The sequence below is a fragment of the Rhodococcus sp. MurmanLake-1 genome, assembly GCF_056945715.1.
Window position 1 is genome coordinate 62,974 of sequence record NZ_JBWZNF010000016.1, and the last position, 21,386, is coordinate 84,359.

Below are 21,386 nucleotides of genomic sequence, written 5' to 3' on the forward strand. Positions count from 1 at the left end.
GTTCTCTTTCTGTTGACGACGCGCATGTCGTGGCGCACCCGTCCAGGGCATCACGCCCATCGCCTGCGAGGGAGTCCCGGTCGTTGGGGGTACTCGAAGGGACTCCCGGTGTGGCCGATTGCGCGCTACCGTCGGCGCAAAGACTGCCTGAACCCGGGAGACGCGCCCATGACACGACGACAGATCCGAGGACTGGGCGCCGCCGTGCTCGTCTCGGCCTTCCTGACGGCCTGCGGTAGCGAGGATCCTGAAGGGCCCCGTCCGCAGGCAAGCACGACAACACGATCGGCGCCCGCCGCGGCCGTCGGTGAACCCGAGACCGTCACCGACGGCTTGGACGCGCCCTGGTCGATCGCATTCCACGGCGACACACCACTTGTCAGTGAGCGCGACAGCGCGCGAATCCTCGAACTCGACGCCGGCGGAAACAGCCGCGAGGTGGGAGTCGTCGACGGCGTCAGCCCCAGGGGCGAGGGCGGTTTACTAGGGATCGCAGTACGTGAAAACCGCCTGTACGCGTACTTCACCGCGAACGGGGAGAACCGGATCGAACGCTTCGACATCATCGGTGCTCCGGGGGAATTCGCGCTCGGGCCGGCCGAGACGATTCTCGACGGGCTCGCTTCGGCCAACTACCACAACGGTGGTCGCATCGCGTTCGGCCCGGACGGGATGCTGTACGTGACCGTCGGTGATGCCGGTAGTCGAGACAGAGCTCAGGACCTCGACTCGATGTCCGGGAAAATACTTCGAATGACTCCGGATGGCGATGTGCCGCTAGAAAATCCATTTTCGAACTCGTTTGTCTACAGCTACGGCCACCGCAACTCCCAGGGCATTGACTGGGCAGGGGACGGCACGATGTACGCCAGCGAGTTCGGGCAGGACACCTGGGACGAGCTCAACAAGATCGAAGCAGGCGGAAACTACGGGTGGCCCGAGGTCGAAGGGATTGCGGGTGAAGACGGATTCATCGACCCGCTCCAACAATGGCCACCTGACGATGCCAGTCCCAGCGGAATCGCCATCCACGACGGCACGATCTACATCGCCAATCTTCGTGGTGAGCGACTCCGCACGGTGCCCTTGACCGATCCCGCGACCGCCGACGAGCAATTCGTCGACGAATACGGGCGCCTCCGTGATGTTGTAGTCGCAGCGGACGGGTCGCTGTGGATACTGACGAACAACACCGACGGACGCGGCGACCCCAACCCCGGTGATGACCGCATCATTCGCGTGCCGTTGCGCTGATGTCGATTTCCGGCGAACGCAGTACTTCCAGCCCGAGGATCCTTGCCGAAGCCGGTGATTCACTAATATCGTTACGACAGATGACGCGGGTACGGATCGGAGAGACAGCATGGGGACTTGGGGTTCAGGACCTTTCGACAACGACGTAGCGGGCGACCTGCTCAGCGCGGTACAGGCGGGTGACTACGATATCGACGATTACGCACGCCACCCCGACGACGGCTACCTCGATGCCGATGATGCTCAAACAGCTATTGCCGTCGCCGAGATCCTTGCGGTTGCGCACGGGGTTGCTCCGGCGCCTGTGCAGCTGGCCGAGATTGATGCCGCCGGGTACGCCGGAAGCTTGAGTCCGGAGCAGAAGGCATGGGTTCTCACCGCACTCGAGCGTGCCGTCGCAGACAGCGACACGTCGGAGTTGTACGAGTTGTGGGAAGAAAACGGTCCGGAAGACCTCGCGGCTTGGCGGGCACCGATCCTGGGCAGATTGGCGAGTCTCAAAACGGTGGGATGAGTGTCACTCGTCAACAGTCCCTTGGTTACTCGGAGTTCGAAGACGACAGACTCCCCTTGACATACCGGGTGGTGTCGTCGGCGAGGATCTCAGCCAGCCCACGTTCGATGCCGTCCAGGGCCTGCGCGGCGACATCGGCCGGAGCGATCTTCTGTTCGGCCGGTACGCCCGCAGCCATGTCGGTATCCATGTATGCAACGTGCAGTGCCGAGACGGCGATTCCCCGCGGCGCCAGTTCTTCTCGAACGGCGTCGGTCATCGCCCACGCCGCTGCCTTCGATGACGCGTAAGACCCGAGCGCAGCCGGATGGAACCAGGACAGCACCGAAAGAACATTGAGTACTGTTCCGCCTCCGTTGTTTTCGACGACCGGAGCAAACGCCCGGGTCACGGCAAGCGGGCCGTAGAAATTGACGTCCATCTCGCGGCGAACGTCATCGATGTCGCCCCCGATCAAGGGTGCCGAGGTAGAGATTCCGGCGTTGTTGACCACCAAGGTCACATCCGATGCGATTTGCGCTGCGGCGGTGATCGATTCGGCGTCCGTCACGTCCAACCTCAGGGGGATGACGCCGGGCAGATCGACAGTTTCCGGATTGCGGGCAGCCGCGTACACCTTCGCGCCGCGCTCGACGAGCCCTGCTGCCAGATGGCGGCCGAGTCCGCGATTGGCTCCGGTGACGACCGCAACCGTCTTGTTCAGGTCCATGATTCTCCCAGGGTTGTGACTGTCGGTGACATTTAGATTATGAATCAAATCTAAGTGTGGGCTAGGATAGATGTCAAGTGAAATCCAAACTGGAAGGCGTTGTGATGGGCCGCGTATCGCAGCAACAAGCGGAAGAGAACCGTCGGCGCGTCGTGGAAACCGCAGCTCGTCTGTTCCGAGAGAAGGGCACTCACCTCAGCGTCGCCGACTTGATGAAGGCGTCGGGGCTGACCCACGGTGGTTTCTACAAGCAGTTCGCGTCCAAGGACGCGCTCATCGACGAAGCGACCACCCATGCCTTCGCTGAACTGGCGCAGCTGCACGCAGCAGGTCTCGAAAGGCACGCTGGGCAGCGTGACGAGGCTCGACAAGCCCTGATCGACAACTACCTCTCCGTGGAGCATCGCGACAATCCGGCAGACGGATGTCCCGCTGCTGCACTCGCCGCCGACATGGCACGCGAGCCGGCAGACAGTGAGGCCCGTCGGGTGTATGTCGAGGGGGTCGGTGATTTTGCCAAGGCGCTCGCGGATGAGGAGCATGACGGGCTCGTGCGTCTCTCGACCATGATCGGCGCTCTGGTCCTCTCGCGAGCCACCAAGGGATCGTCCCTCTCCGAGGAAGTCCTTGTCGCTGCTCGTGAAGAGCTCACCGGGTAGTCCAGGATGATCCGCGTACGGCCCGCTGACCCGGCCATGCATACTGGCTGAGGTCTCTGTCAGCGATACCTTCGATTGCTTCGAGATCTGCAACTTCACTACCCGATGGCCGCAGGGAGAAGCGAGAGATGTTCACACCCACAGAATTTGGCAAAGTCTCGGTGCTGGTACCAGAGAACGGTGGGACCGTCCCCTTCGGAAACACCGTGGTCGTGCACGGATCCGAACGCACGCTGGTGATCGACCCGTCCCTCTCCCTCGACCGAGATCCCGTTGGCGCAGACCTCGTCTTCATCAGTCACGGCCACGAGGACCACGTTGCCGGTCTCCGGCATTTTCAAGCACCGACGTACGCGCACAACCTCGACGCACCGTCGGTCGCCTCCCTTGACACGATGCTCACAAATTACGGCCTCCGCCCCGAGGAGCGAGCTGAGGTCGAACATTCAATAGCAGCGCAGTACGGCATTCCCCCGACGCACGATGACGTTTCCGGGATCGCCGACGGCCACGTCTTCGACCTCGGAGACCGCACGGCGACGGTCATTCACCTACCTGGTCACACTCCCGGACATTGTGGCCTCCTCGTCGAGCCCGACGGCTTCTTCTATGTCGCCGACATCGATCTCACCTCCTTCGGCCCGATGTACGGCGACCTGGGCAGTAGCGTCGACGACTTCCTTGCCTCCATCGACCGCGCCGCGGGCATCGACGCTCGGTGGTACGGCACCTTCCATCAAAAGGGCGTCGTCGAAGGCAGCGACGAGTTCCGTCGCCGGTTGACCGCCTACCGCGACAAACTGCTCAGCCGCGAAGAAAGACTCGTCCAATTTCTCGGTGAACCAAGGCAGTTGGAAGACATCGTCGCGCATCGCCTCGTCTACCGTCCGCACGTCACCGCGCCGTACGTCGATGCAGTCGAACGACGAACTGCGCAGCTGCACCTTCAGCGGCTCGTGGCGGCCGGTGCCGTTGTCACGCTCGAGGGCAACGTATTTCGGCGTGCATGAATGTGTCGTGTCATCCATTGGATGTGAACAGAGCGGGCAGAAGGGTGTAATTGTGGCGAGGGTAGTTGTTGTCGGCGCGAGCCGGGGACTTGGTCGTGCATTGATCGAGGGCTTGAGGAGCGATGGTCACGACGTTGTCGGTATTTCTCGTCGGCGCCCTGACGGGTTCGACGTCTCCGAGTGGATCGAAGCAGATCTGACCGACCCTGTTGCGGCAGCGAACTCGATCGACCAGGAGCTTGTCGGAGGGGTGGACACCCTGATTTGCAACGTCGGAATTTGGGAAGGGGACGCCTTCACTTCCGATTATGTGTTCACAGATCAATCGGACGTCGAAATGCTGGAAATGATCAACGCCAACATCACCGGCACGATCCTTTTGTCGAAGCGCCTGATCCCACGGATGATCGGGCGTCCTGGGCCTCGGATTTTCTTGACCGGTTCGACCTCGGGGCTCCCGCGAAGCGGTAGGCCGGAAGTTGCGTTCGGCGCATCGAAGTCCGCGATCAACGGCATTGCCGACGCCTTGAGAGAGGGCTACCGGAAGGACCGACTCGCAGTGACGGTCCTTCACCTCGGATATCTCAACACGGAAGATGGACTCGATGTGTCCCGAGACATCGCTGCCGCCCGCGGAGATGGGTCTCTGGTTCCCGTGCACGACGTCGTGGATACCGTGCGCTCCATCTCGAATCTGTCGTCTTCGTCATCGGTTCGAGAAGTGGTCCTTACTGCCATCGACGACACACGATTCTGAACGACAGCTACCGCTTCGGTCTGTGAATCCGATTGCCGAACAGATGTATTCAGAGAATATTGCCCTCGATAAAGATGAAGGCTCCCGCCAGGTACACCAGGGTGAGCCCCGTCAGGAGCCACGCCATGTACGGCCGGATGTAGAGGCGCCGCAGACGGTGCAATCGCAGGGAGGCTCGCAAGAACGCGCCCACGGAGCCGAGTAGCAGCATGAGGCTCGGGACGAAGACGGCCAGTCGGCGATCTTTCTGTGAGCACAGCAAGGTGTCGGTACCGAAGCATTCGCCCCGCCGGGAGCCCAACCAGACGATCGCGACAACCAGTGCCGCGGTAGCCAGAACGACGGACAGGCCGTACGTCAGGGTTCGCCTGTTGATCTTTCGCTCTCGACGCTGAATTACATCTGGTGTGTCAGAACTGTCGGTCATCACACCCCCTTTCGAACATCGCACCTTACTTCGTGGATCGACGGCGGGAGAGGGCGTACAGCACTACTCCGACCGCCAAGAGTAATGATGCGCGCAACCACGTTGCGGCGCTCTGCTGGGTGAGCAACGCAACGCACGTACCGAGGGCGAGGATCGGAAAGATGATCGGTGTCCGGAAATGACTGTGTTGCACTGCGTCACGACGCAGAACCAGGACCGCGATATTGGTGCTGATGAATACGAAAAGCAGCAGGAGTACCACCGTCTCTGCCAGGGCTGACAACGATCCGGTGACGCAGAGAGCCATGGCAACGGCTGTGGTTGCGATGATCGCCACCCAAGGGGTCCGGCGCCGCGGCAGCACGCGCGCGAATGCGCTGGGGAGCAACCCTTCCGACGCCATTCCGTACGTCAGCCTGCTTGCCATGATCATTGTCAGCAGTGCGCCGTTGGCGACGGCTACCAAAGCGATCAGGCTGAACAGGCGAGGCGGAACACCGACGTCGGCGGCTGACACCACTGCCAGTAAGGGGCCTGAGGACGCGGCGAGCTCGTCGGCGGGCAGCACCACCGAGACAGCCAGGCCGACAAGGACATAGGCGGCGCCCGCCGTCAACAGGGCTCCGAACAGTGCGCGTGGGTAGACCTTGCTCACGTTCTTCACTTCTTCGGCGACGTTCGCCGACGTTTCGAAGCCGACGAACGAGTAGTACGCGAGGAGCGCCGCTGCCAACACGGCGAGTGCAGGCGATCGACTGTCGTCGAACTCCACGACACGGCTCAAGGTTCCGTCGCCGTGCCCGAGAACTACGCAGGCGAGGACGACAACCATGACGAGGCCGGTGACCTCCACGACTGTCATGACGACATTTGCGCGCATCGACTCCTTGATGCCTCTGGCATTGAGAAGCCCCACCAGGAGGAGGAAGACGAGCGCGGCTGGAACGGTCGGGACGTCGATGAAGGCTTTGAGATAGTCACCCGAGAATGCGAGGGCGAGTCCTGCTGCACTCGTGACACCGGCCGCCAGCATCGAGAAGCCGACGAGGAATGAGATCAGCGGTTTCCGATACGCCCGTTGGGCGAATACTGCTGCACCGCCCGCCCGCGGATATTTGGTGACCAGTTCGGCATACGACGTTGCTGTCAGCAATGCCATGACGAGCGCTACGAGCAGTGGTACCCAGACGGCTCCACCAACTTCACCGGCGATGACGCCCACCAATGCGTAGATACCGGCGCCCAGGACGTCTCCGAGGATGAACACGAAAAGGAGTGGGCCGGTTATAGCCCGAGTGAGAACGTTCTTACTCCCGCCTTCATCTCCGCCTGCGGTTTCGTCCACGTTCTCGGCACCCGCGGCGCGTCGCATATGCAAGGTTCGTCCTGTCTTCATGGTGACGTGCCGCCACCTCAGGAGCAGACATGTACCCATTGGTCGAAGTTTCAAACACGGGTCGGACGTGGATGCGTCGGCGCGTGCCGTCCCGTGCTTTCCTTGTAGGTGACTTGCCAGTAGGTGAATCGCAGAAGTAGTGACTGGAGGATGACGTGGCTGAATCGACGGTTGCCGAGGTGATGGACGAGTTGGCTGCGCTCGAGGATCCGAAGGTGCGCGCAGTGAACGAGAAGCACGGTGACGATCACGGTGTGAACCTGACAAAACTGCGGGCAGTCGCGAAGCGACTGAAGACTCAGCAAGAACTTGCACAACAACTTTGGGCGACGGGCGATACCGCAGCGAGGCTGCTTGCCCTCTTGATCTGTCGTCCGAAGGCGTTCGAGCGTGACGAGTTGGACGTCATGTTGCGTGAGGCTCGTACTCCCAAGGTGCATGACTGGCTCGTCAACTACGTGGTGAAGAAGAACCCGCACGCGGAGGATTTGCGGGTGGCCTGGACCGCCGACTCCGATCCCGTGGTTGCGAGCGCCGGTTGGGCCCTGACTACCGAGCGAGTAGCGAAGAAGCCCGAGGGCCTTGATCTTTCAGGATTGCTCGACGTCATCGAGGCGGAGATGAAGGATGCCCCTGATCGCCTGCAATGGGCGATGAACCACTGCCTGGCCCAGATCGGGATCGAACATGCCGAGTACCGGGCCCGTGCAATCGACATCGGTGAACGTCTGCGGGTGCTCGAGGACTACCCGACTCCCCCGAACTGCACCTCGCCGTTTGCGCCGATCTGGATCTCGGAGATGGTGCGTCGACAGAGCGAGAAGTAGGTCAGCTAGCGCGACGTTCGAAACTGCGTCCGGTATCGCTGTGGACTGGTGCCGACCAAGTCTCGGAAGCGTTCGCGGAACGTGGTGACGGCATTGAATCCGACTTGTCCCGCAACACGTTCGATGGAGTGGTCGGTGGTCTCGAGCAGAAATTGCGCTTGACGGAGCCGCGCGTGATGGAGCCACTGCAACGGCGTCGTACCGATTTGTTCCTGGAAGCGGCGGTTGAGCGTGCGAGTGCTCATCGTTGCCTTGGCTGCGATTGTCGTGATGTCGAGTTGCTCCCCGAGGTTCTCTTCCATCCAGTTCAGTAGCGGCCGAAGGGTTGTCCCGCTGGGCACGGGAGGTTCGTGGACGATGAATTGTGCTTGCCCTCCGGCACGTTCGAGCGGCATCACGCTCAGCCGCGCCGTGTCGGCGGCGACCGCGGACCCGTAGTCCTGACGGACCATGTACAGACACAGGTCGAGTGCGGCCGCGGCGCCGGCGGAAGTCAGGACGTGCCCGTTGTCTACGTAGAGAACAGCGGCATCGACGTCGATGGCCGGGTGCCGGCGGGCCAACTCCGACGCAGCCGCCCAGTGCGTCGTCGCGCGAAGTCCGTCGAGCAAGCCTGTGTCGGCGAGTGTGAATGCACCGACGCACAGTGAGGCGATGCGCGTGCCGCGATCCGCGGCAGTTCTGAGGGCGTCGATGATCTCGGGGTCGATCGGCACGTCGAGATCGGCGGTGCCCGGGATGATGATCGTGCTTGCCTGGGCGAGACGTGACAGTCCGTGCGGTACTCGCATCGTGAACGTTCCGGTCTCCACCTCCTCGGTGAGCGCGCACACGGAGGTCCGGTACGCCGGTGCACCTGAGGGGAGCCTGCATCGTCCGAAGACTTCGAGGGGTGCCGCCAGGTCCATCGGCACCACCCCGGGCAACGCGAGAACTGCAACGTCATGCATGTCTGAAACGTAGCGTATGTGGCGCGAGATTCGGTGATCTCGTGTCTTGAAATATCCTCTCAACTGGTATTTCACAGAATGCGTGAGGTTGGCTGAAAGCCGTCGAAGGTTGGCTTTCAGCCGTCGCCATAGAGGTCAACTTCCTCCTACTGTCGTGGGAACAGCGACGTGCACAGGAGCGCGTCGCACAAAATCGGAGGTTGCAGTGCACGCGCAGATCGTGTTGTTCGACGGATTCGATCCCATGGATGTCGTGGGTCCGTACGAGGTGCTTTACGCCGGGGGTCTCGCCAGCGGTGGGGCGTTGAGCGTCGAACTCGTCAGCGCGGAGGGGCCTCGGACCGTCGTGAGCGGCAGTGGTGAACTCGCTATGACCGCCACTGCAACCCTCGATGTCGAACACGCGGATCTGATCATCGTTCCCGGAGCATCGGGTCTCTTCGAACCCAATGCGGACCAGCCGGGTTCCAGCTTGCCGGAAAGACTCGCGGCCACAACGGAAACCGAACTGCCTGTCATGATGCGCCGTGCACTCGACGATCCTGGTGTGCTCGTTGCGACCGTCTGTGGAGGATCATTGGCGCTGGCGATGGCGGGGCTTCTCGAAGGGCGCCGCGCCGTGACGCACCATCTTGCCGTGGACGCACTGGCGGCGGGCGGTGTAATTCCGATCCAGGCGCGAATCGTCGACGACGGTGACCTGATCACCGCCGGCGGTGTGACATCCGGTCTCGACCTGGGCCTGTACCTGTTGGAACGATGCCTCGGGCCTCGGATAAGTCTCGAGGTCGAAGCGCTCTTCGACTACGAGCGTCGAGGAACGGTGTGGTCGGCGAAGGGCGCCGAGCCTGTAGTCACCTTCGCCCCGGACGCCGCGTGAATACGCTTGTGCGTACCGAAACGCGAGAAATCTCATGACCGGAATCCTGCTGTCCCTCCATGTGATTGCGGCCATTCTTGCCATCGGCCCTGTCGCTGTGGCAGCGAGTATGTTCCCGGTGGCGAGCCGCGCCGCGCTCGCCGATCCGGACAGCGCCAGTGTTGCGACGACGGGCATGCTGCATCGCATCGTTCGGGTGTATGCCACGATCGGCATTGTCGTTCCGATGCTCGGTGTCGCCACCGCCGTCAATCTCGGAGTGCTCGGTGACCTGTGGATCCTCACCTCGATCGCACTCACCGTCGTTGCCGCCGTGATACTCACCGCGGTCGTGCTTCCCGCCCAACGGCTGACAATGGCGGCGATCGAAGGAACCGGGTCCGTTGTGGACGTCGCAACGCGGCTCACGCGTCGGCTGGGCACTGCGACGGGAATCTTCAATCTGCTCTGGGTCGTTGTCGTCGTGCTGATGATCTTTCGGCCAGGATCGACAACCGGCGTGTGATCCGAGGCGACATTTCACGTGTCGGAGGTAGTGACGCTTGACCTTGACACAGTGACAAGGGTTCCACTGGTCGGTGAAGGAGGTGGTTGTCGTGAACACAACCAACCACGGTGGGCAGCATGCTCACCTCGTCGACGCCTTGGCCGCAGCAGATCCCTCGGTTCGACTGCGCGCCGCGCTTGCGGTCGGCACACGCCCGGATCCTCAGTTGACGGATGCCCTGATCGATCGGTGCGCCGTCGAGCCGGACTTCTTCGTCCGCGACATGCTGACCTGGGCGTTGTGCCGCTTGCCGGCCGAAATCACGGTGCCGAGGCTGATCCGTGAGCTCGGGTCTGATGGCTCGCAAGCCCGCAGTCAGGCGCTCCACACTTTGTCCAAGATCGGCGATCCGATCGCGTGGCCCGAGGTCTCCGCGCTCGTCCACGACCAGGACGACGAGGTTGCGCGCAGTGCGTGGCGCGCGGCTGTGGCTCTCGTGCCGGCGGGAGACGAGGGCGCACTCGCGGCCGATCTGGCCACAGAACTCGGTCGGGGTGAACTGCAGATGCAGCTCAGTCTGAGCCGCGCCCTGACCGGGCTCGGCGAGGCTGTGCTCCTGGTGCTCGACGCGGCCGGTACGAGCCCGAATCCGCGTGTCCGAGCGCATGCTGATGCTACAAAGCAACTCTGGCACGATCCCGACGGTGGATTCGCTCTCTCACACGAGTTGGCGAAGCGCGTCGCCGCAATCGGACCGGACGCGTAGGAAGGGGAGACGGATGTTGATCGGCGAGGTCTCGCGGCGTTGTGGTGTCAGCACACGGATGCTGCGTCACTACGACACTTTGGGGCTGGTGAAGCCGACGGGCCGCACGTCCGGTGGCTACCGCGAGTACTCCGCTGACGACATCCGTCGCCTCTTCCACGTCGAGAGCCTGAGGACATTGGGGCTCTCGTTGAACGAGGCCAAGCGTGCCCTCGACGAACCAGACTTCGCACCGGCCGATTTGGTGGGTGAACTCATGCAACACACTCGGCAACGGATCGCGGCGGAGGAGGAATTGCTGACCAAACTCGAAAGGGTCGACGCCACCGCCCCTTCGGAGTGGGACGACGTCCTGCGCATGGTCTCGCTGTTGCGTGCACTCGAATCCGAGTTCGCCGCCCACCGTCAGCAAGCGATCCTCTCGCAGGACGCGAATGCGGCATTGCCGGTCGACGCACTCGTCGAGGCCATCCTGTCGGAGAGGGATGCCAACGTGGCGGGAGCGTTGCAGTGGGCGTTGGCGAGGACCGAAGGTGCGGGCCTTGCAGGTCTGACGAAGGGGCTCGAATCGGAGGACGTCGAGGTTCGACGCCGCGCGACGTCGGCCATATCCGGGATCAACACCGAGGAAGCAACTCGGTCTCTGAAGCGAGCTCTCGATGATTCGGACGCGATAGTCCGCGCCGACGCCGCTCTCGCCCTCGGATCCCGCGGAGAGGCTGTCTCGATGCCCGCTCTCCTCGAGATGGTCGCCGACGGGCGCCGCGACGTCGAGGCAGGCGAGGTGCTCGGTCTTCTCGCGGAGCACTCACCGACAAGCGGTGAGGTCGTCGATGCCGTGCAGGCAAGGCTCGACGGCACTGACGACGCCCCGACGAGGTTGCGAATTACGCAGGCGCTCGCCGAGATTCCCGGCGCGGCAGCACGCGAAGCGCTCGCCCGGATCACCCACGACGACGACAAGACGGTCGCGTCCACGGCAGCAGCGATTCTAGAGATGCGCGATCGAGGACCACGTCGGCGCGAACGACCGCGTATCGGGGACTGAAAGCCGAGATCCAAGGCGCGTCTGACAGCGGCGGGGTCAGGCGGTCAACGCTGCAACGACTTCGCCGCGGCGTTGCCCTTCACTCCTGCAAAGAGCAGGACAAGGAGCACCGCAAGAAACACGACTGTTGAGGTGACAGCCGACACCACAGATCCGAAACCTGTCACGACGCCGATGGCGACCTGCATGCACAGTCCCGCTACGGCAGTCCACATCGTCCGGCGCAGAAGCGGCTGCGCACTCTGATGTGCCAACTGCCACGCCTCTGGACTCGCGATCGTCGACTTGGTCCGTATGCCGACAACGGGATTCGGTTCATCACCGACGAGTCGCGGCATGAGCCCAGCAACGAACGCGAGGATAAGCGTCGACGACGTCAGTGAGACCGTCAGACCCAGTAAGTCAGGCGATTCCATCCGTCCAGCCCCCAATCGGCAGATGTTGACGCAGCGGACATTCCAGTCTGGGGTGCCGCCGGGACACCCCGACTGTAAGCCAACGAATGCATGTGCAGCTATTCGGGTGACGCATTTTCACGCTTTGTCGGATGGACTGTGAGACTCGATCTCGGACTGACTTTCAGACCGGCCTAGTGCGGATCACCCACGCAGAAAAGGTTTCCCACCGGATCCGCGAGAACGTCCCAGGATGATCCACCTGCCTTATGGTGCTCGAGATCGAAGTCGAGATGAAGTGTATTCCTCACTCGCGCTGCAGAATCGGCCCGACCACCACGTGGCAAGCTATGGTGATCAACGGATAGGGTTCTTACGTGGTGGATCAACGGCGACAGAGTTTGAGACGCAGGTACCTGAGCCTCGGCCTCGGCGAACTGGCTGCCGCGGCCGTATTTGCCGCTGTGGCGGTCGGTGTCGTGATGCCCCGGCTCGAAGGTTCGCGAGACTCCGCGGCGTTGTGGTCGGCGCTGGCCCCACTGCTTGTGATCCTCGTGCAAGCAGGTGTCTATTGGCTGCTTGCGCGGGGCTGGGTCGAGTTGGAGCCGATGCCGGCCCGCCTCGCAGCGCTTTACCGCGTGTTTCGGGTCCTCGATGTTCTCTTGTTGGCGATAGCTCTTCTCGGCGTTGTCATCTGGTTACCAGATCACTCCGGCGCGGCGGTGGGCGTCGTGGCGGTGTGGGCTTTCGGCGTCGTCGAGTACGTCAATTACTTCGTGGCTCGTCTCGCCTATCCGCTGCGGCGGTGGCCTTTCGAGGTCGGCAAGTGGCGGAGACCCCAACTTGTGCGCGACCTGAACTCGGCACGCTGACACCGGCAACCAAGTTGTCTTTGCTGTAACGGCAAAATTTGATGCGGGATCGGAGTGAGTTCGGAAGGATCGGTTCTGCCCATCCAGGAATGAAGCCTCTTCATCGTTCTTCGCCGAGGAAGGAGAACCGCCATGGCAACGTCGCGTCGCAGCCGCCGAGATGCCCCACCACCCCGGACAGGGAATAGCGAGGCAGCCACACTACGAGCGTTTCTCGACTACCTCCGTGATTCGATTGCCGCCAAGGTCGAAGGTGCTCCGGAACCTCAGGTGCGCACCACAATTGTTCCGTCGGGAACAACCTTGCTCGGGCTGGCCAATCATCTGACCTTTGTCGAACGATCGATGTTCCTTGCAGAAAACGTGACGGATTGGAAAGCGACGTTTCAACCGTCATCGGAAGACAGCGTGGACGGTGTCGTCAGTCGCTATCGCGAGACGGTCGAGCGCGCCAACGCAGTTCTCGACGGATGCACAGATCTTGCCGCGCCCGTCCCGCGGCCGGGGGCGAAACGACCCGCTCCGAGTGTCCGCTGGGCGCTCGTGCACATGATCGAAGAGACCGGACGCCATGCCGGGCACGCTGACATCCTCCGCGAATTGATCGACGGTTCGACCGGACGCTGACGCTGCAACGTGTTCGCCGATGCTTCCGCGCTTTCATCGAGGCGAATGTCCACGGCTGATCTCTGGGCCCACGAGTACAGCGTCGACAGTTCCGTCGGGAGTCGTTACTTCCCAAGGTAGTTCGGTGGCGGTCGAGGGAATGAGCCCGTCGATCCATTTGGCCACGACACCGACGACCACTTTCTCGAGTTCCACACGTGACCACTTTCGCGGTCGATGCGGAACCGGCGGTTCCCAGCCCTCCTCGCCCCAGATCACGCCGAATAGCTCTCTCTCGTCACCGATCTGCTGATTCAGACTGAATGCGTCGGGACCCTCGTATCGTGCCCAGACGCCGAATGTTCCCTCGCCGTCTTGGTCGAGCGAGACGTCGATGACGATCCCTTCGGTGCGCGGGGTTGCCGCGTTGTGGATCGCAGCCAGTCGATCGCTCACTACCCCCGACGCGGTATCGAGGACAGATCTCAATTCGTCACGGTATTCGGTAGGTTCCACGAGCTCAGCATATCGAAGGTATCACCCTGCAGGTCTTGCATCGATGAAGCTGGTTTCCTGAATTCGTCTGTAGCGGAGAAGTTTCTACCCTGAGCGACAGAGATGTCGTGCGACGAACTTTGCCAGCTTTTCGAGTGCCGTGTCGGTGGGCTCTCTCGGCTGAAATGGCAAGTCCCGCCCCCGTCCGGAGACGGGAGCGGGACTCGGGTATCAGCGAACTCGGCAGCGCGTCAGACAGCTTCCTTTGTTGCCTGCGCTGCAAGGGTGAGTGCAATGTCGACGATCATGTCTTCCTGGCCACCCACCAGACGGCGGCGGCCGGCTTCGAGAAGCAGTGTGCGAACGTCGATTCCGTAGCGCTCCGAAGCGGCCTCGGCGTGGCGCAGGAAGCTCGAGTACACGCCGGCATAGCCGAGCGTGAGGGTCTCTCGATCGACGCGGACCGGCCGATCCTGCAGCGGACGGACGATGTCGTCGGCGGCATCCTGTAAGGCGAACAGGTCGCAGCCGTGCTCCCACTCCTCGATGTTCGCGACGGCGATGAAGGCTTCGAGGGGGCAGTTACCGGCGCCGGCACCGTGACCGGCAAGCGAAGCATCGACGCGGGTGACGCCGTTCTGCACTGCGACAACGGAATTGGCAACCGAGAGCGACAGGTTCTCATGCGCGTGGATACCGATTTCGGTGCCCTCGTCGAGGATGTCGCGGTATGCGCGAACACGATCCGCGACGTCGTTCATCACCAGACGTCCACCCGAGTCGGTGACGTAGACGCAGTGCGCGCCGTACGACTCCATCAGCTTGGCCTGCTTCGCCAGTTCTTCGGCCGGCGCCATGTGGCTCATCATCAGGAAGCCAGAGACGTCCATGCCGATCTCGCGGGCGGTTTCGATGTGCTGCGCGGAGACGTCGGCCTCGGTGCAGTGCGTGGCAACGCGAACCGAGCGAACACCGAGGTCGTAAGCGTGCTTGAGTTCACTGATCGTGCCGACACCCGGAAGCAGCAGCGTGGTGAGACGAGCGTGCTCGAGTACCTCGGCCGCTGCTTCGATCCATTCCCAGTCGGTGTTCGAGCCGGGGCCGTAGTTGAGCGAGCCGCCGGCGAGGCCGTCACCGTGTGCAACTTCGATCGCGTCGACGCCGGCAGCATCGAGAGCTGTGACGATCCGCTTGACGTCGGTGGGCGAAATACGGTGGCGGACAGCGTGCATGCCGTCGCGAAGGGTGACGTCCTGGACGAAGATCTTGCGGTTGCTCACTTGGTTGCTTCCTTCTGCTGGGCGATGCGCTCCGCGATCTGCATTCCGGCGGACGTCATGATGTCGAGATTGCCGGCGTACGCAGGCAGGTAGTGTGCAGCACCCTCGACCTCGAGGAACACCGACACCTGATGGGTGGGGCGATTGCCGTCGACGAGCAACGTCTCGACGGGCTGGTCGGCCGGGATCTCGGTGATCTGGACTTCCTGCTTGAGGCGGTAGCCCGGAACATAGGCGGAGACGTCGCCGACCATCTTCTCGATGGACTGACGGATCTCCTCGTGAACAGCCGGGTCCGGGGCGTCGACGAGGCAGAACACCGTGTCGCGCATGATGAGCGGCGGCTCGGCGGGGTTGAGGATGATGATGGCCTTGCCGCGGCGGGCGCCGCCGACTGCCACGATCGCCTCGGATGTGGTCTCGGTGAACTCGTCGATGTTGGCGCGCGTTCCGGGACCGGCGGACTTGGAGGCGATGGACGCGACGATCTCCGCATACGCCACCGGGACGACTCGAGAAACAGCCGCAACCATCGGGATCGTGGCCTGGCCACCACACGTCACCATGTTGACGTTGGGTGCGTCCAGGTGCTCGTCGGCGTTGACGGCCGGCACGACGTACGGGCCGATGGCGGCAGGCGTCAGGTCGATCATGCGCTTGCCGAGGGGAGCCAGCCGCGCGTTGTTGGCGACGTGAGCCTTTGCCGAGGTGGCGTCGAAGACGATCTCGATCTCGTCGAAGTTCGGCAGACCGATCAAACCCTCGACACCTTCAGCCGTGATCGGCACGTTCAGACGCGCTGCGCGGGCGAGGCCGTCCGACGCCGGGTCGATGCCGACCATCGCGCCCATCTCCAGGTAGTCGGAGTTGCGCAGCACCTTGATCATCAGATCCGTGCCGATGTTGCCCGATCCGATGATCGCGACCTTGACCTTGCTCATGCGTTGTCCTCTTCGCTGGAAAAACTGGTGGTGACGGAACCGAACCCGGAGACGGTCACGGTGACTTCGTTGCCTGCGGTGACCGGTGCCATGGGGCCGAGTGCGCCGGACAGGATCACCTGGCCTGCCGTCAGCGGCTGCCCCAACTCGCGTGCCGTGCGGGCGAGCCAGACGACTGCTTCGATCGGATCGCCCAGGCAAGCGGTTCCGACGCCGGTGGACACCTCGGTGCCGTCGACGGACATCGACATGACGACGCCGGCGGGTTCCACCTCGTCGAGGGTGCGGCGTTCGGTTCCCAGGACGTACACGCCCGAGGACGCATTGTCGGCGACGGTGTCACCGAATTTGATGTCCCACGACGCGATGCGGCTGTCGCAGATCTCGATCGCTGCGACGGCGTAGTCGATCGCGCCGCGCACCTGCGCACTGTCCAGCGGTCCGTCCACGAGGTCGGCACCGAGTACGAAGGCCACTTCCGCTTCGACCTTGGGCTGGATCAAACGACTCATGGGGATGGTGCCGCCGGCAGGGAACTCCATGTCGGCGTACAGAACGCCGAGGTCGGGCTGGTCGACGCCCAGCTGTTGCTGGACTGCCACCGAGGTCAGGCCGATCTTGCGGCCTACGACGACGGCACCCGCCTGCCGACGGATTTCATCGACGCGGCGCTGGACAGCGTAGGCAGCGACGAGATCGTCGGCGCCGATCAGATCGCGCACCGGTGCGCAGGGAGTACCGCTCGCGATGGCGGCTGCGAGGCGGTCAGCAGCAGCTGAGATGTCCGTCTCGCTCGCTGTACTGGTATTCGTGGGCTGGCTCATGGCCATTACTTTCGCCGTGGCGCCGAGATTGCGCCAGGGAACTGTCTCACTCAGCGATACGCTGGGCAGGTGACTGGCGGCGCAAACCTCGACACCGTGCTCGGCAAGGCGGTGACGATCCTGCGTGCCTTCCGGGCTGACGACCACGTGTTGCCTCTCGCCACCCTGGTCCAACGGACCGGACTGCACAAGGCAACGGTGCACCGCCTGGCCAACGAACTGGTCGCGAACCGGCTACTGGACCGTATCGACGGTGGCTACCGGCTCAGCGGCGGCCTCTTCGAACTCGGCATGCTCGCCTCCCTCGAACGCAGCCTCCTGGAAATGGCGATGCCGTTCCTCCAAGACTTGTACGAGCGGACCCACGAGACAGTCCACCTGGGGGTCCGCGACGGCCACGACGTCGTATACGTCGCGAAAATCGGCGGACACCGGCAAGCCAACTCGCCGTCCCGGACCGGTGGCCGGATACCGCTGTATTGCACCGCAATCGGCAAGGCGCTCCTGGCATTCTCCGACAACGAATTTCGTCGCGAGGTGCTGTCGGAACCGATGACCAGACGCACCCCGCACACGATCGTTGCGCCCGGCATTCTCAATACCCAACTGAACCGAGTGGTCGAGACCGGTATTGCGTTCGAGCGCGAGGAATCAGCGCCGGGTCTCGCGTGCGTTGCGGCGCCGGTATTCGGGACCAACGACAAACCCGTCGCCGCCATCAGTGTCACCGGTCCCACCAGTCGCTTCGTTCCCGAGAGCCAAGTGCCTTACGTTCGCGCCGCTGCCGAAGGCCTACACAGCACCATCGCTCGCCGCGAACGACTGCGGTGATCCGGCCGTCCCGGCCTGGACGAGCCCGGTCAATGCCTGCGGCAAAGGCCCCTCGTGTAAGACGCCGAGACGTTGGGTTGCGCGGGTGAGGGCGACATAGAGTTCCGACGCGCCGCGTGGGCCGTCGGCGATGATTCGCTCCGGTTCCACGACGAGCACGGCATCGAACTCCAGCCCCTTCGTTTCTGAAACAGGCACAGCGCCCGGCACGTCCGCAGGTCCGATGACGATGCTCGTACCTTCGCGCCCGGCCTCGTCCTGATTGAATTCGTCGATGGCGGAGGCTAGTTCGTCGGCGAATATTTGTCTGGACCACGGCGCGATCCCGCAGGCGCGGACGGACTCGGGTGGCTGCACGTCCGGCGCGAACTCGGCGAGCAGGGCGGCGGCGACGCTCATGATCTCGGCAGGGGTGCGGTAGTTCACCGACAGGGATCGGTAGATCCAGCGGCCGGGGACGTACGGCTCCATCATCGTCGCCCACGAGCGGGCACCTGCGGGTGAACGTCGTTGCGCGAGATCGCCTACCACCGTGAAAGACCGGTCTGGGCAACGGCGCATCAGGACTCGCCAGTCCATCTCGGACAGCTCTTGGGCCTCGTCGACCACTATATGCCGGTACGTCCAGTCTCGGTCAGCGGCAGCACGTTCGGCGAGTTCCCGGGTATCGCGTTCGACGAAACGATCCGCCAGGTCCTCGGCGTACAGCATGTCCTGGGCGAGAAGGTGATCCTCGTCGTCCATCAGATCCTCGCGGCTGATCATCATGTCCAGCACGCCCGCTGCATACGCGGCCTCGTCGCGGCGTTCACGTTCGGCACTCTGGTCGACGGGCTTGTCCCGGCCGAGCATGTCCACCAACTCGTCGAGTAACGGAACGTCCGAGACAGTCCAGGCGTCACCGTCCTGGCGAAGCAGCTTCTCGTCCGCGCCTGCCGCGCGTAGTCGAGCGGGAGAAGTAAACAGCTGTGTCAATAGCTCTTTCGGAGTCAGGATCGGCCAGAGCGTGTCGAGCGCCGCGGTAAATGCGCTGTTCTCCACCAGCTCTGCGGTCAGGTCCGTCCGCACTTGCTCCCAGGCTTCACGGTCACTGCGTGTCAACCACCCCTTGCCGATCCGCGCTATCGCCCGTTCGGTCAGCGCCCAGGTGAGGATTTCGGTGAACACAGTGCGTGCGTCGTTGTGGGGGAGTCCGCTCGAACGGGCTTCTTCTCGGGCCCACTCCGCGGTTTCGGTGTCGATCCGCACCGTGACGTCCGCCAATTCGATCATCAGTGGGTTCTCGGGCAATCGTTGGTGATCGGCAATCGCTGCGCCGAGAACGTCCAGGATCTTCAGCGAACCTTTGAGCCCAGCGGCCTCCGGAGTGTCCTCGGCGGTGACGCGTAGACCGGGAACGAGATCACCGGTGGTCATGAACACCACGTCGGACTCTCCCAGCGAGGGCAGTACGCGGCCGATGTGGTTCAGGAACGCCGGGTTCGGCCCGACCACGAGAACGCCGTGACGTTCCATCCGCTCTCGCTGGGTGTAGAGCAGGTAGGCGACGCGGTGCAAGGCGACGACGGTTTTCCCGGTACCTGGGCCACCTTCGATCACCAGCACCCCGGGGTGTTCGAGTCGGACGATGTCGTCCTGTTCGGCCTGGATGGTTGCCACGATGTCCCGCATTCCCTCACCGCGGGGTGCGTTGACTGCCGCGAGCAGGGCGGAATCGCTGTGCGTGTCGTGTTCTACGCCGTCGGGGCGCCCGAGTACCTCGTCGGTGAAATCGACCACGCGTCGACTCCGGGTGCGGAACTGACGGCGTCGACGCATGTTCTCCGGGTTGGCAGCGGTGGCAACGTAGAACGCGCGAGACGCCGGCGCCCGCCAATCGAGCAGCACCGGTTCGTAGTCGTTGTCCGCATCGAGAAGGCCGATCCGGCCGATGTAGGAGGTCTCGCCCGAAAGCGAGTCCAACCGGCCGAAGCACAGTCCGTTGTCGGCTACGTCCAGCCTTTTCACCTCTTTGGCAAGTGCGCGCACCTCGGCGTCGCGTTCCATGAGTGCTTCGCCATTTCCGCGCAGAGCGGTGTTGTACCTGCCTTTGACTCGGGCGCGCTCCGCATCGAGGCGTGCGTAGAGCCCCTCCACATAGTTCCGCTCGGAACGCAGTTCTTCTTCGTATCCCTGGGTTGGCACGTGCCCTCACTTCCGCTGGCTGTTCCGATCCCGTAGTCGGTCGTGCGGGATCGGAAGAGCCATTCTGCGGCACTACCCGGGCCTTGCCGCAAGGCCCCCAGTGGGATATATATTGATAGTGGAAGGGAGTGTTGATCCTCCCTCACAGTTCCTGTAACAGATCCCTCAGACTGACGTACGGCTCCCAGCCTGGTCGATGTTTGGACCCTGAACGCCACGGGTACAAATCTAGTGGCCGGTGTTCCAAAATCGGTTGCCCTCATGAACTTACGTGGATCGAGGGATTGTGAAGGCGATACTGGCAACGGCCGCAAGCATCCTTCTGGTGGTTGCCTTGGCCGTTGCCATCTTGCTTTTCCTTTCCGGATCTCCGCGCGAAAGCACCTCACACGAGCTTGCCGATACGGTGCACACGATCGGCGGAAAGCCGACCACCTGCAGCGAGTTGTTCGGCGAAACGTGCAGCTTCGCTTTGCAGTCGGACTACAACCAGTGGGGACAAGACCTCGACAGTTTCGTCAATGCGGGAACTCTCGGTCCCTTCGCCCGCAGCATCGGTTTCGTGGCGGAGGCAAAGCTGAGCCTGCAAGCATGCGAGGTCAGCGCCGCAGCTGGTCGGACGATTCTCGATTTCTACACTCTCGCCGAGATCGACCATCCTGCGGCAACCACCACCGATCTCTTCCCCTTCTGGAACGAGTCCCGCCAATTCCTGTGCCCGGTAAACAGTTTCTGAGAACGGTTGATCGTTACTCGAGGAACGACCTCGTCGTTCGGCTACGACGAGTCATGGTCTGCGCCTGGTCGGTGCACGGATGTTTATGCGATTTTCGACGGGGTAGGGCCTTCTGTGTGGGAGTCCTGTCTGTGTGGGAACCCTGAGCGAGAATCCGAAACGTATTGGAGGGTCGACGTGCCAGATGACAAGAGCGGTCCCAGCGAGGGAATCAAAGGCGTAGTAGAGGACGTCAAGGGTAAGGCCAAGGAAGCCGTTGGTGCGGTTTCCGGAAACGACAGTTTGACCCGAGAGGGCCGCGCCCAGCAGGACAAGGCCGAAAGCCAGCGAGAAGTCGCGAAGAAAGAGGCGGAAGCCGAGAAGGCTCGCGCCGAAGCGGCCGCAGACGAAGCGCGACAGAAGTCCGAGCAATAGCCCTGACGCACTCGTCACCCTCGGCCTGGGATTGATCCCAGCCCGAGGGTGAGTCGTGGCTCCGCGTTCAGTTTGAAATCTCTACTTACTTATGGCGTAACAAGATTCGTGCGCCCAGCATGAC

At 62.8% G+C, this 21,386-nt stretch carries 25 protein-coding genes; 15 read left to right on the top strand and 10 right to left on the bottom strand.

What is annotated here, in order from left to right; all coding sequences use genetic code 11:
• The first annotated feature begins 168 nt into the window (after window positions 1–168).
• Both AC2ETI_RS28820 and AC2ETI_RS28825 read left to right on the top strand, forming a co-directional pair.
• A complete protein-coding gene (locus tag AC2ETI_RS28820) occupies window positions 169–1,254 on the top strand; it encodes a PQQ-dependent sugar dehydrogenase (protein ID WP_483634728.1) in 1,086 nt (361 codons plus the stop codon).
• Window positions 1,255–1,363: 109 nt separating this feature from the next.
• Window positions 1,364–1,768, top strand: coding sequence for a DUF4259 domain-containing protein (locus AC2ETI_RS28825; RefSeq protein WP_029256654.1), 405 nt, complete (start codon window positions 1,364–1,366; stop codon window positions 1,766–1,768).
• Between the two features lie 25 nt (window positions 1,769–1,793).
• On the opposite strand, the gene AC2ETI_RS28830 is transcribed toward AC2ETI_RS28825, so the two are convergent.
• Window positions 1,794–2,477, bottom strand: a complete 684-nt coding sequence (locus AC2ETI_RS28830; RefSeq protein WP_019745979.1) for an SDR family oxidoreductase — start codon at window positions 2,475–2,477, stop codon at window positions 1,794–1,796.
• A gap of 77 nt (window positions 2,478–2,554) precedes the next feature.
• Between AC2ETI_RS28830 and AC2ETI_RS28835 the strand changes: the two genes are divergently transcribed.
• The 3 genes from AC2ETI_RS28835 (at window position 2,555) to AC2ETI_RS28845 (ending at window position 4,903) form a co-directional block, all read left to right on the top strand.
• Window positions 2,555–3,136, top strand: coding sequence for a TetR/AcrR family transcriptional regulator (locus tag AC2ETI_RS28835; protein WP_020971305.1), 582 nt, complete (start codon window positions 2,555–2,557; stop codon window positions 3,134–3,136).
• Window positions 3,137–3,264: 128 nt separating this feature from the next.
• Window positions 3,265–4,146 (top strand): MBL fold metallo-hydrolase, encoded by an 882-nt coding sequence (locus tag AC2ETI_RS28840; RefSeq protein WP_378670002.1) that lies wholly within the window; start codon window positions 3,265–3,267, stop codon window positions 4,144–4,146.
• A 52-nt stretch (window positions 4,147–4,198) separates the two neighbouring features.
• Window positions 4,199–4,903 carry an SDR family NAD(P)-dependent oxidoreductase gene (locus AC2ETI_RS28845; RefSeq protein WP_378669999.1) on the top strand — a complete coding sequence of 235 codons (705 nt, stop codon included), beginning with the start codon at window positions 4,199–4,201 and terminating at the stop codon, window positions 4,901–4,903.
• A 49-nt stretch (window positions 4,904–4,952) separates the two neighbouring features.
• Here the strand turns inward: AC2ETI_RS28845 and AC2ETI_RS28850 are convergent, their stop codons facing one another.
• Window positions 4,953–5,330, bottom strand: coding sequence for a hypothetical protein (locus AC2ETI_RS28850; RefSeq protein ID WP_020971303.1), 378 nt, complete (start codon window positions 5,328–5,330; stop codon window positions 4,953–4,955).
• Window positions 5,331–5,355: 25 nt separating this feature from the next.
• On the bottom strand, window positions 5,356–6,726 hold the full coding sequence (locus AC2ETI_RS28855; protein WP_371326911.1) for an APC family permease: 1,371 nt from the start codon (window positions 6,724–6,726) through the stop codon (window positions 5,356–5,358).
• Window positions 6,727–6,881: 155 nt separating this feature from the next.
• Between AC2ETI_RS28855 and AC2ETI_RS28860 the strand changes: the two genes are divergently transcribed.
• The gene (locus AC2ETI_RS28860; RefSeq protein ID WP_151530722.1) at window positions 6,882–7,553 is read left to right on the top strand and encodes a DNA alkylation repair protein; all 672 of its coding nucleotides are present in this window, start codon (window positions 6,882–6,884) and stop codon (window positions 7,551–7,553) included.
• Between the two features lie 5 nt (window positions 7,554–7,558).
• On the opposite strand, the gene AC2ETI_RS28865 is transcribed toward AC2ETI_RS28860, so the two are convergent.
• Window positions 7,559–8,503: a GlxA family transcriptional regulator gene (locus AC2ETI_RS28865; RefSeq protein ID WP_019745972.1), complete on the bottom strand. Its 945-nt coding sequence runs from the start codon at window positions 8,501–8,503 to the stop codon at window positions 7,559–7,561.
• 205 nt (window positions 8,504–8,708) lie between these two features.
• On the opposite strand from AC2ETI_RS28865, the gene AC2ETI_RS28870 reads away from it, so the two are divergent.
• The 4 genes from AC2ETI_RS28870 to AC2ETI_RS28885 all read left to right on the top strand — a co-directional run bounded on the left by AC2ETI_RS28870 (window position 8,709) and on the right by AC2ETI_RS28885 (window position 11,684).
• Window positions 8,709–9,383, top strand: a complete 675-nt coding sequence (locus tag AC2ETI_RS28870) for a DJ-1/PfpI family protein (RefSeq protein ID WP_029256648.1) — start codon at window positions 8,709–8,711, stop codon at window positions 9,381–9,383.
• Window positions 9,384–9,417: 34 nt separating this feature from the next.
• On the top strand, window positions 9,418–9,888 hold the full coding sequence (locus AC2ETI_RS28875; RefSeq protein ID WP_308371560.1) for a DUF2269 family protein: 471 nt from the start codon (window positions 9,418–9,420) through the stop codon (window positions 9,886–9,888).
• Window positions 9,889–9,970: 82 nt separating this feature from the next.
• On the top strand, window positions 9,971–10,636 hold the full coding sequence (locus AC2ETI_RS28880; protein WP_173362682.1) for a HEAT repeat domain-containing protein: 666 nt from the start codon (window positions 9,971–9,973) through the stop codon (window positions 10,634–10,636).
• Window positions 10,637–10,649: 13 nt separating this feature from the next.
• On the top strand, window positions 10,650–11,684 hold the full coding sequence (locus AC2ETI_RS28885; RefSeq protein ID WP_020909655.1) for a MerR family transcriptional regulator: 1,035 nt from the start codon (window positions 10,650–10,652) through the stop codon (window positions 11,682–11,684).
• Window positions 11,685–11,728: 44 nt separating this feature from the next.
• On the opposite strand, the gene AC2ETI_RS28890 is transcribed toward AC2ETI_RS28885, so the two are convergent.
• Window positions 11,729–12,100, bottom strand: coding sequence for an SdpI family protein (locus AC2ETI_RS28890; protein WP_279163384.1), 372 nt, complete (start codon window positions 12,098–12,100; stop codon window positions 11,729–11,731).
• A 356-nt stretch (window positions 12,101–12,456) separates the two neighbouring features.
• Between AC2ETI_RS28890 and AC2ETI_RS28895 the strand changes: the two genes are divergently transcribed.
• Both AC2ETI_RS28895 and AC2ETI_RS28900 read left to right on the top strand, forming a co-directional pair.
• Window positions 12,457–12,951 (top strand): hypothetical protein, encoded by a 495-nt coding sequence (locus AC2ETI_RS28895; RefSeq protein WP_211918949.1) that lies wholly within the window; start codon window positions 12,457–12,459, stop codon window positions 12,949–12,951.
• A gap of 132 nt (window positions 12,952–13,083) precedes the next feature.
• Entirely contained in the window at window positions 13,084–13,578 is a 495-nt protein-coding gene (locus tag AC2ETI_RS28900; protein ID WP_020909652.1) for a DinB family protein, read from the top strand.
• 33 nt (window positions 13,579–13,611) lie between these two features.
• On the opposite strand, the gene AC2ETI_RS28905 is transcribed toward AC2ETI_RS28900, so the two are convergent.
• From AC2ETI_RS28905 to AC2ETI_RS28920, 4 genes are all read right to left on the bottom strand, one after another.
• On the bottom strand, window positions 13,612–14,073 hold the full coding sequence (locus tag AC2ETI_RS28905; RefSeq protein WP_021346034.1) for a DUF6389 family protein: 462 nt from the start codon (window positions 14,071–14,073) through the stop codon (window positions 13,612–13,614).
• Between the two features lie 230 nt (window positions 14,074–14,303).
• Complete coding sequence (dmpG, locus tag AC2ETI_RS28910) at window positions 14,304–15,332, bottom strand: 4-hydroxy-2-oxovalerate aldolase (protein ID WP_020909650.1); 1,029 nt, start codon at window positions 15,330–15,332, stop codon at window positions 14,304–14,306.
• On the bottom strand, window positions 15,329–16,273 hold the full coding sequence (locus AC2ETI_RS28915) for an acetaldehyde dehydrogenase (acetylating) (RefSeq protein WP_020909649.1): 945 nt from the start codon (window positions 16,271–16,273) through the stop codon (window positions 15,329–15,331). Before AC2ETI_RS28915 ends, dmpG begins: the two co-directional genes overlap by 4 nt.
• Window positions 16,270–17,097 carry a 2-keto-4-pentenoate hydratase gene (locus AC2ETI_RS28920; protein ID WP_060939886.1) on the bottom strand — a complete coding sequence of 276 codons (828 nt, stop codon included), beginning with the start codon at window positions 17,095–17,097 and terminating at the stop codon, window positions 16,270–16,272. The genes AC2ETI_RS28915 and AC2ETI_RS28920 overlap by 4 nt, the downstream gene beginning before the upstream one ends.
• Before the next feature lie 69 nt (window positions 17,098–17,166).
• Here AC2ETI_RS28920 and AC2ETI_RS28925 point away from each other — a divergent pair, with 69 nt between their 5' ends.
• Window positions 17,167–17,928 (top strand): IclR family transcriptional regulator, encoded by a 762-nt coding sequence (locus tag AC2ETI_RS28925; RefSeq protein WP_020909647.1) that lies wholly within the window; start codon window positions 17,167–17,169, stop codon window positions 17,926–17,928.
• On the opposite strand, the gene helR is transcribed toward AC2ETI_RS28925, so the two are convergent.
• The gene (helR, locus tag AC2ETI_RS28930; RefSeq protein ID WP_483634729.1) at window positions 17,890–20,112 is read right to left on the bottom strand and encodes an RNA polymerase recycling motor ATPase HelR; all 2,223 of its coding nucleotides are present in this window, start codon (window positions 20,110–20,112) and stop codon (window positions 17,890–17,892) included. The genes AC2ETI_RS28925 and helR overlap by 39 nt on opposite strands.
• Window positions 20,113–20,383: 271 nt before the next feature.
• On the opposite strand from helR, the gene AC2ETI_RS28935 reads away from it, so the two are divergent.
• Together AC2ETI_RS28935 and mbp1 are read left to right on the top strand one after the other, a co-directional pair.
• Window positions 20,384–20,848 (top strand): hypothetical protein, encoded by a 465-nt coding sequence (locus AC2ETI_RS28935; RefSeq protein WP_232816830.1) that lies wholly within the window; start codon window positions 20,384–20,386, stop codon window positions 20,846–20,848.
• A gap of 177 nt (window positions 20,849–21,025) precedes the next feature.
• Window positions 21,026–21,262, top strand: coding sequence for a microaggregate-binding protein 1 (gene mbp1 / locus AC2ETI_RS28940; protein ID WP_003943084.1), 237 nt, complete (start codon window positions 21,026–21,028; stop codon window positions 21,260–21,262).
• Window positions 21,263–21,386: the final 124 nt, after the last annotated feature.

What these genes read in the sequence shown, in the direction of transcription:
- AC2ETI_RS28850 (WP_020971303.1), bottom strand. Translation starts at nt 5,330, where the DNA reads ATGACCGACAGTTCTGACACACCAGATGTAATTCAGCGTCGAGAGCGA.
- AC2ETI_RS28840 (WP_378670002.1), top strand. Translation starts at nt 3,265, where the DNA reads ATGTTCACACCCACAGAATTTGGCAAAGTCTCGGTGCTGGTACCAGAG.
- AC2ETI_RS28830 (WP_019745979.1), bottom strand. Translation starts at nt 2,477, where the DNA reads ATGGACCTGAACAAGACGGTTGCGGTCGTCACCGGAGCCAATCGCGGA.
- AC2ETI_RS28920 (WP_060939886.1), bottom strand. Translation starts at nt 17,097, where the DNA reads ATGAGCCAGCCCACGAATACCAGTACAGCGAGCGAGACGGACATCTCA.
- AC2ETI_RS28875 (WP_308371560.1), top strand. Translation starts at nt 9,418, where the DNA reads ATGACCGGAATCCTGCTGTCCCTCCATGTGATTGCGGCCATTCTTGCC.
- AC2ETI_RS28885 (WP_020909655.1), top strand. Translation starts at nt 10,650, where the DNA reads ATGTTGATCGGCGAGGTCTCGCGGCGTTGTGGTGTCAGCACACGGATG.
- AC2ETI_RS28820 (WP_483634728.1), top strand. Translation starts at nt 169, where the DNA reads ATGACACGACGACAGATCCGAGGACTGGGCGCCGCCGTGCTCGTCTCG.
- AC2ETI_RS28865 (WP_019745972.1), bottom strand. Translation starts at nt 8,503, where the DNA reads ATGCATGACGTTGCAGTTCTCGCGTTGCCCGGGGTGGTGCCGATGGAC.
- AC2ETI_RS28855 (WP_371326911.1), bottom strand. Translation starts at nt 6,726, where the DNA reads ATGAAGACAGGACGAACCTTGCATATGCGACGCGCCGCGGGTGCCGAG.
- AC2ETI_RS28825 (WP_029256654.1), top strand. Translation starts at nt 1,364, where the DNA reads ATGGGGACTTGGGGTTCAGGACCTTTCGACAACGACGTAGCGGGCGAC.
- AC2ETI_RS28900 (WP_020909652.1), top strand. Translation starts at nt 13,084, where the DNA reads ATGGCAACGTCGCGTCGCAGCCGCCGAGATGCCCCACCACCCCGGACA.
- AC2ETI_RS28915 (WP_020909649.1), bottom strand. Translation starts at nt 16,273, where the DNA reads ATGAGCAAGGTCAAGGTCGCGATCATCGGATCGGGCAACATCGGCACG.
- AC2ETI_RS28890 (WP_279163384.1), bottom strand. Translation starts at nt 12,100, where the DNA reads ATGGAATCGCCTGACTTACTGGGTCTGACGGTCTCACTGACGTCGTCG.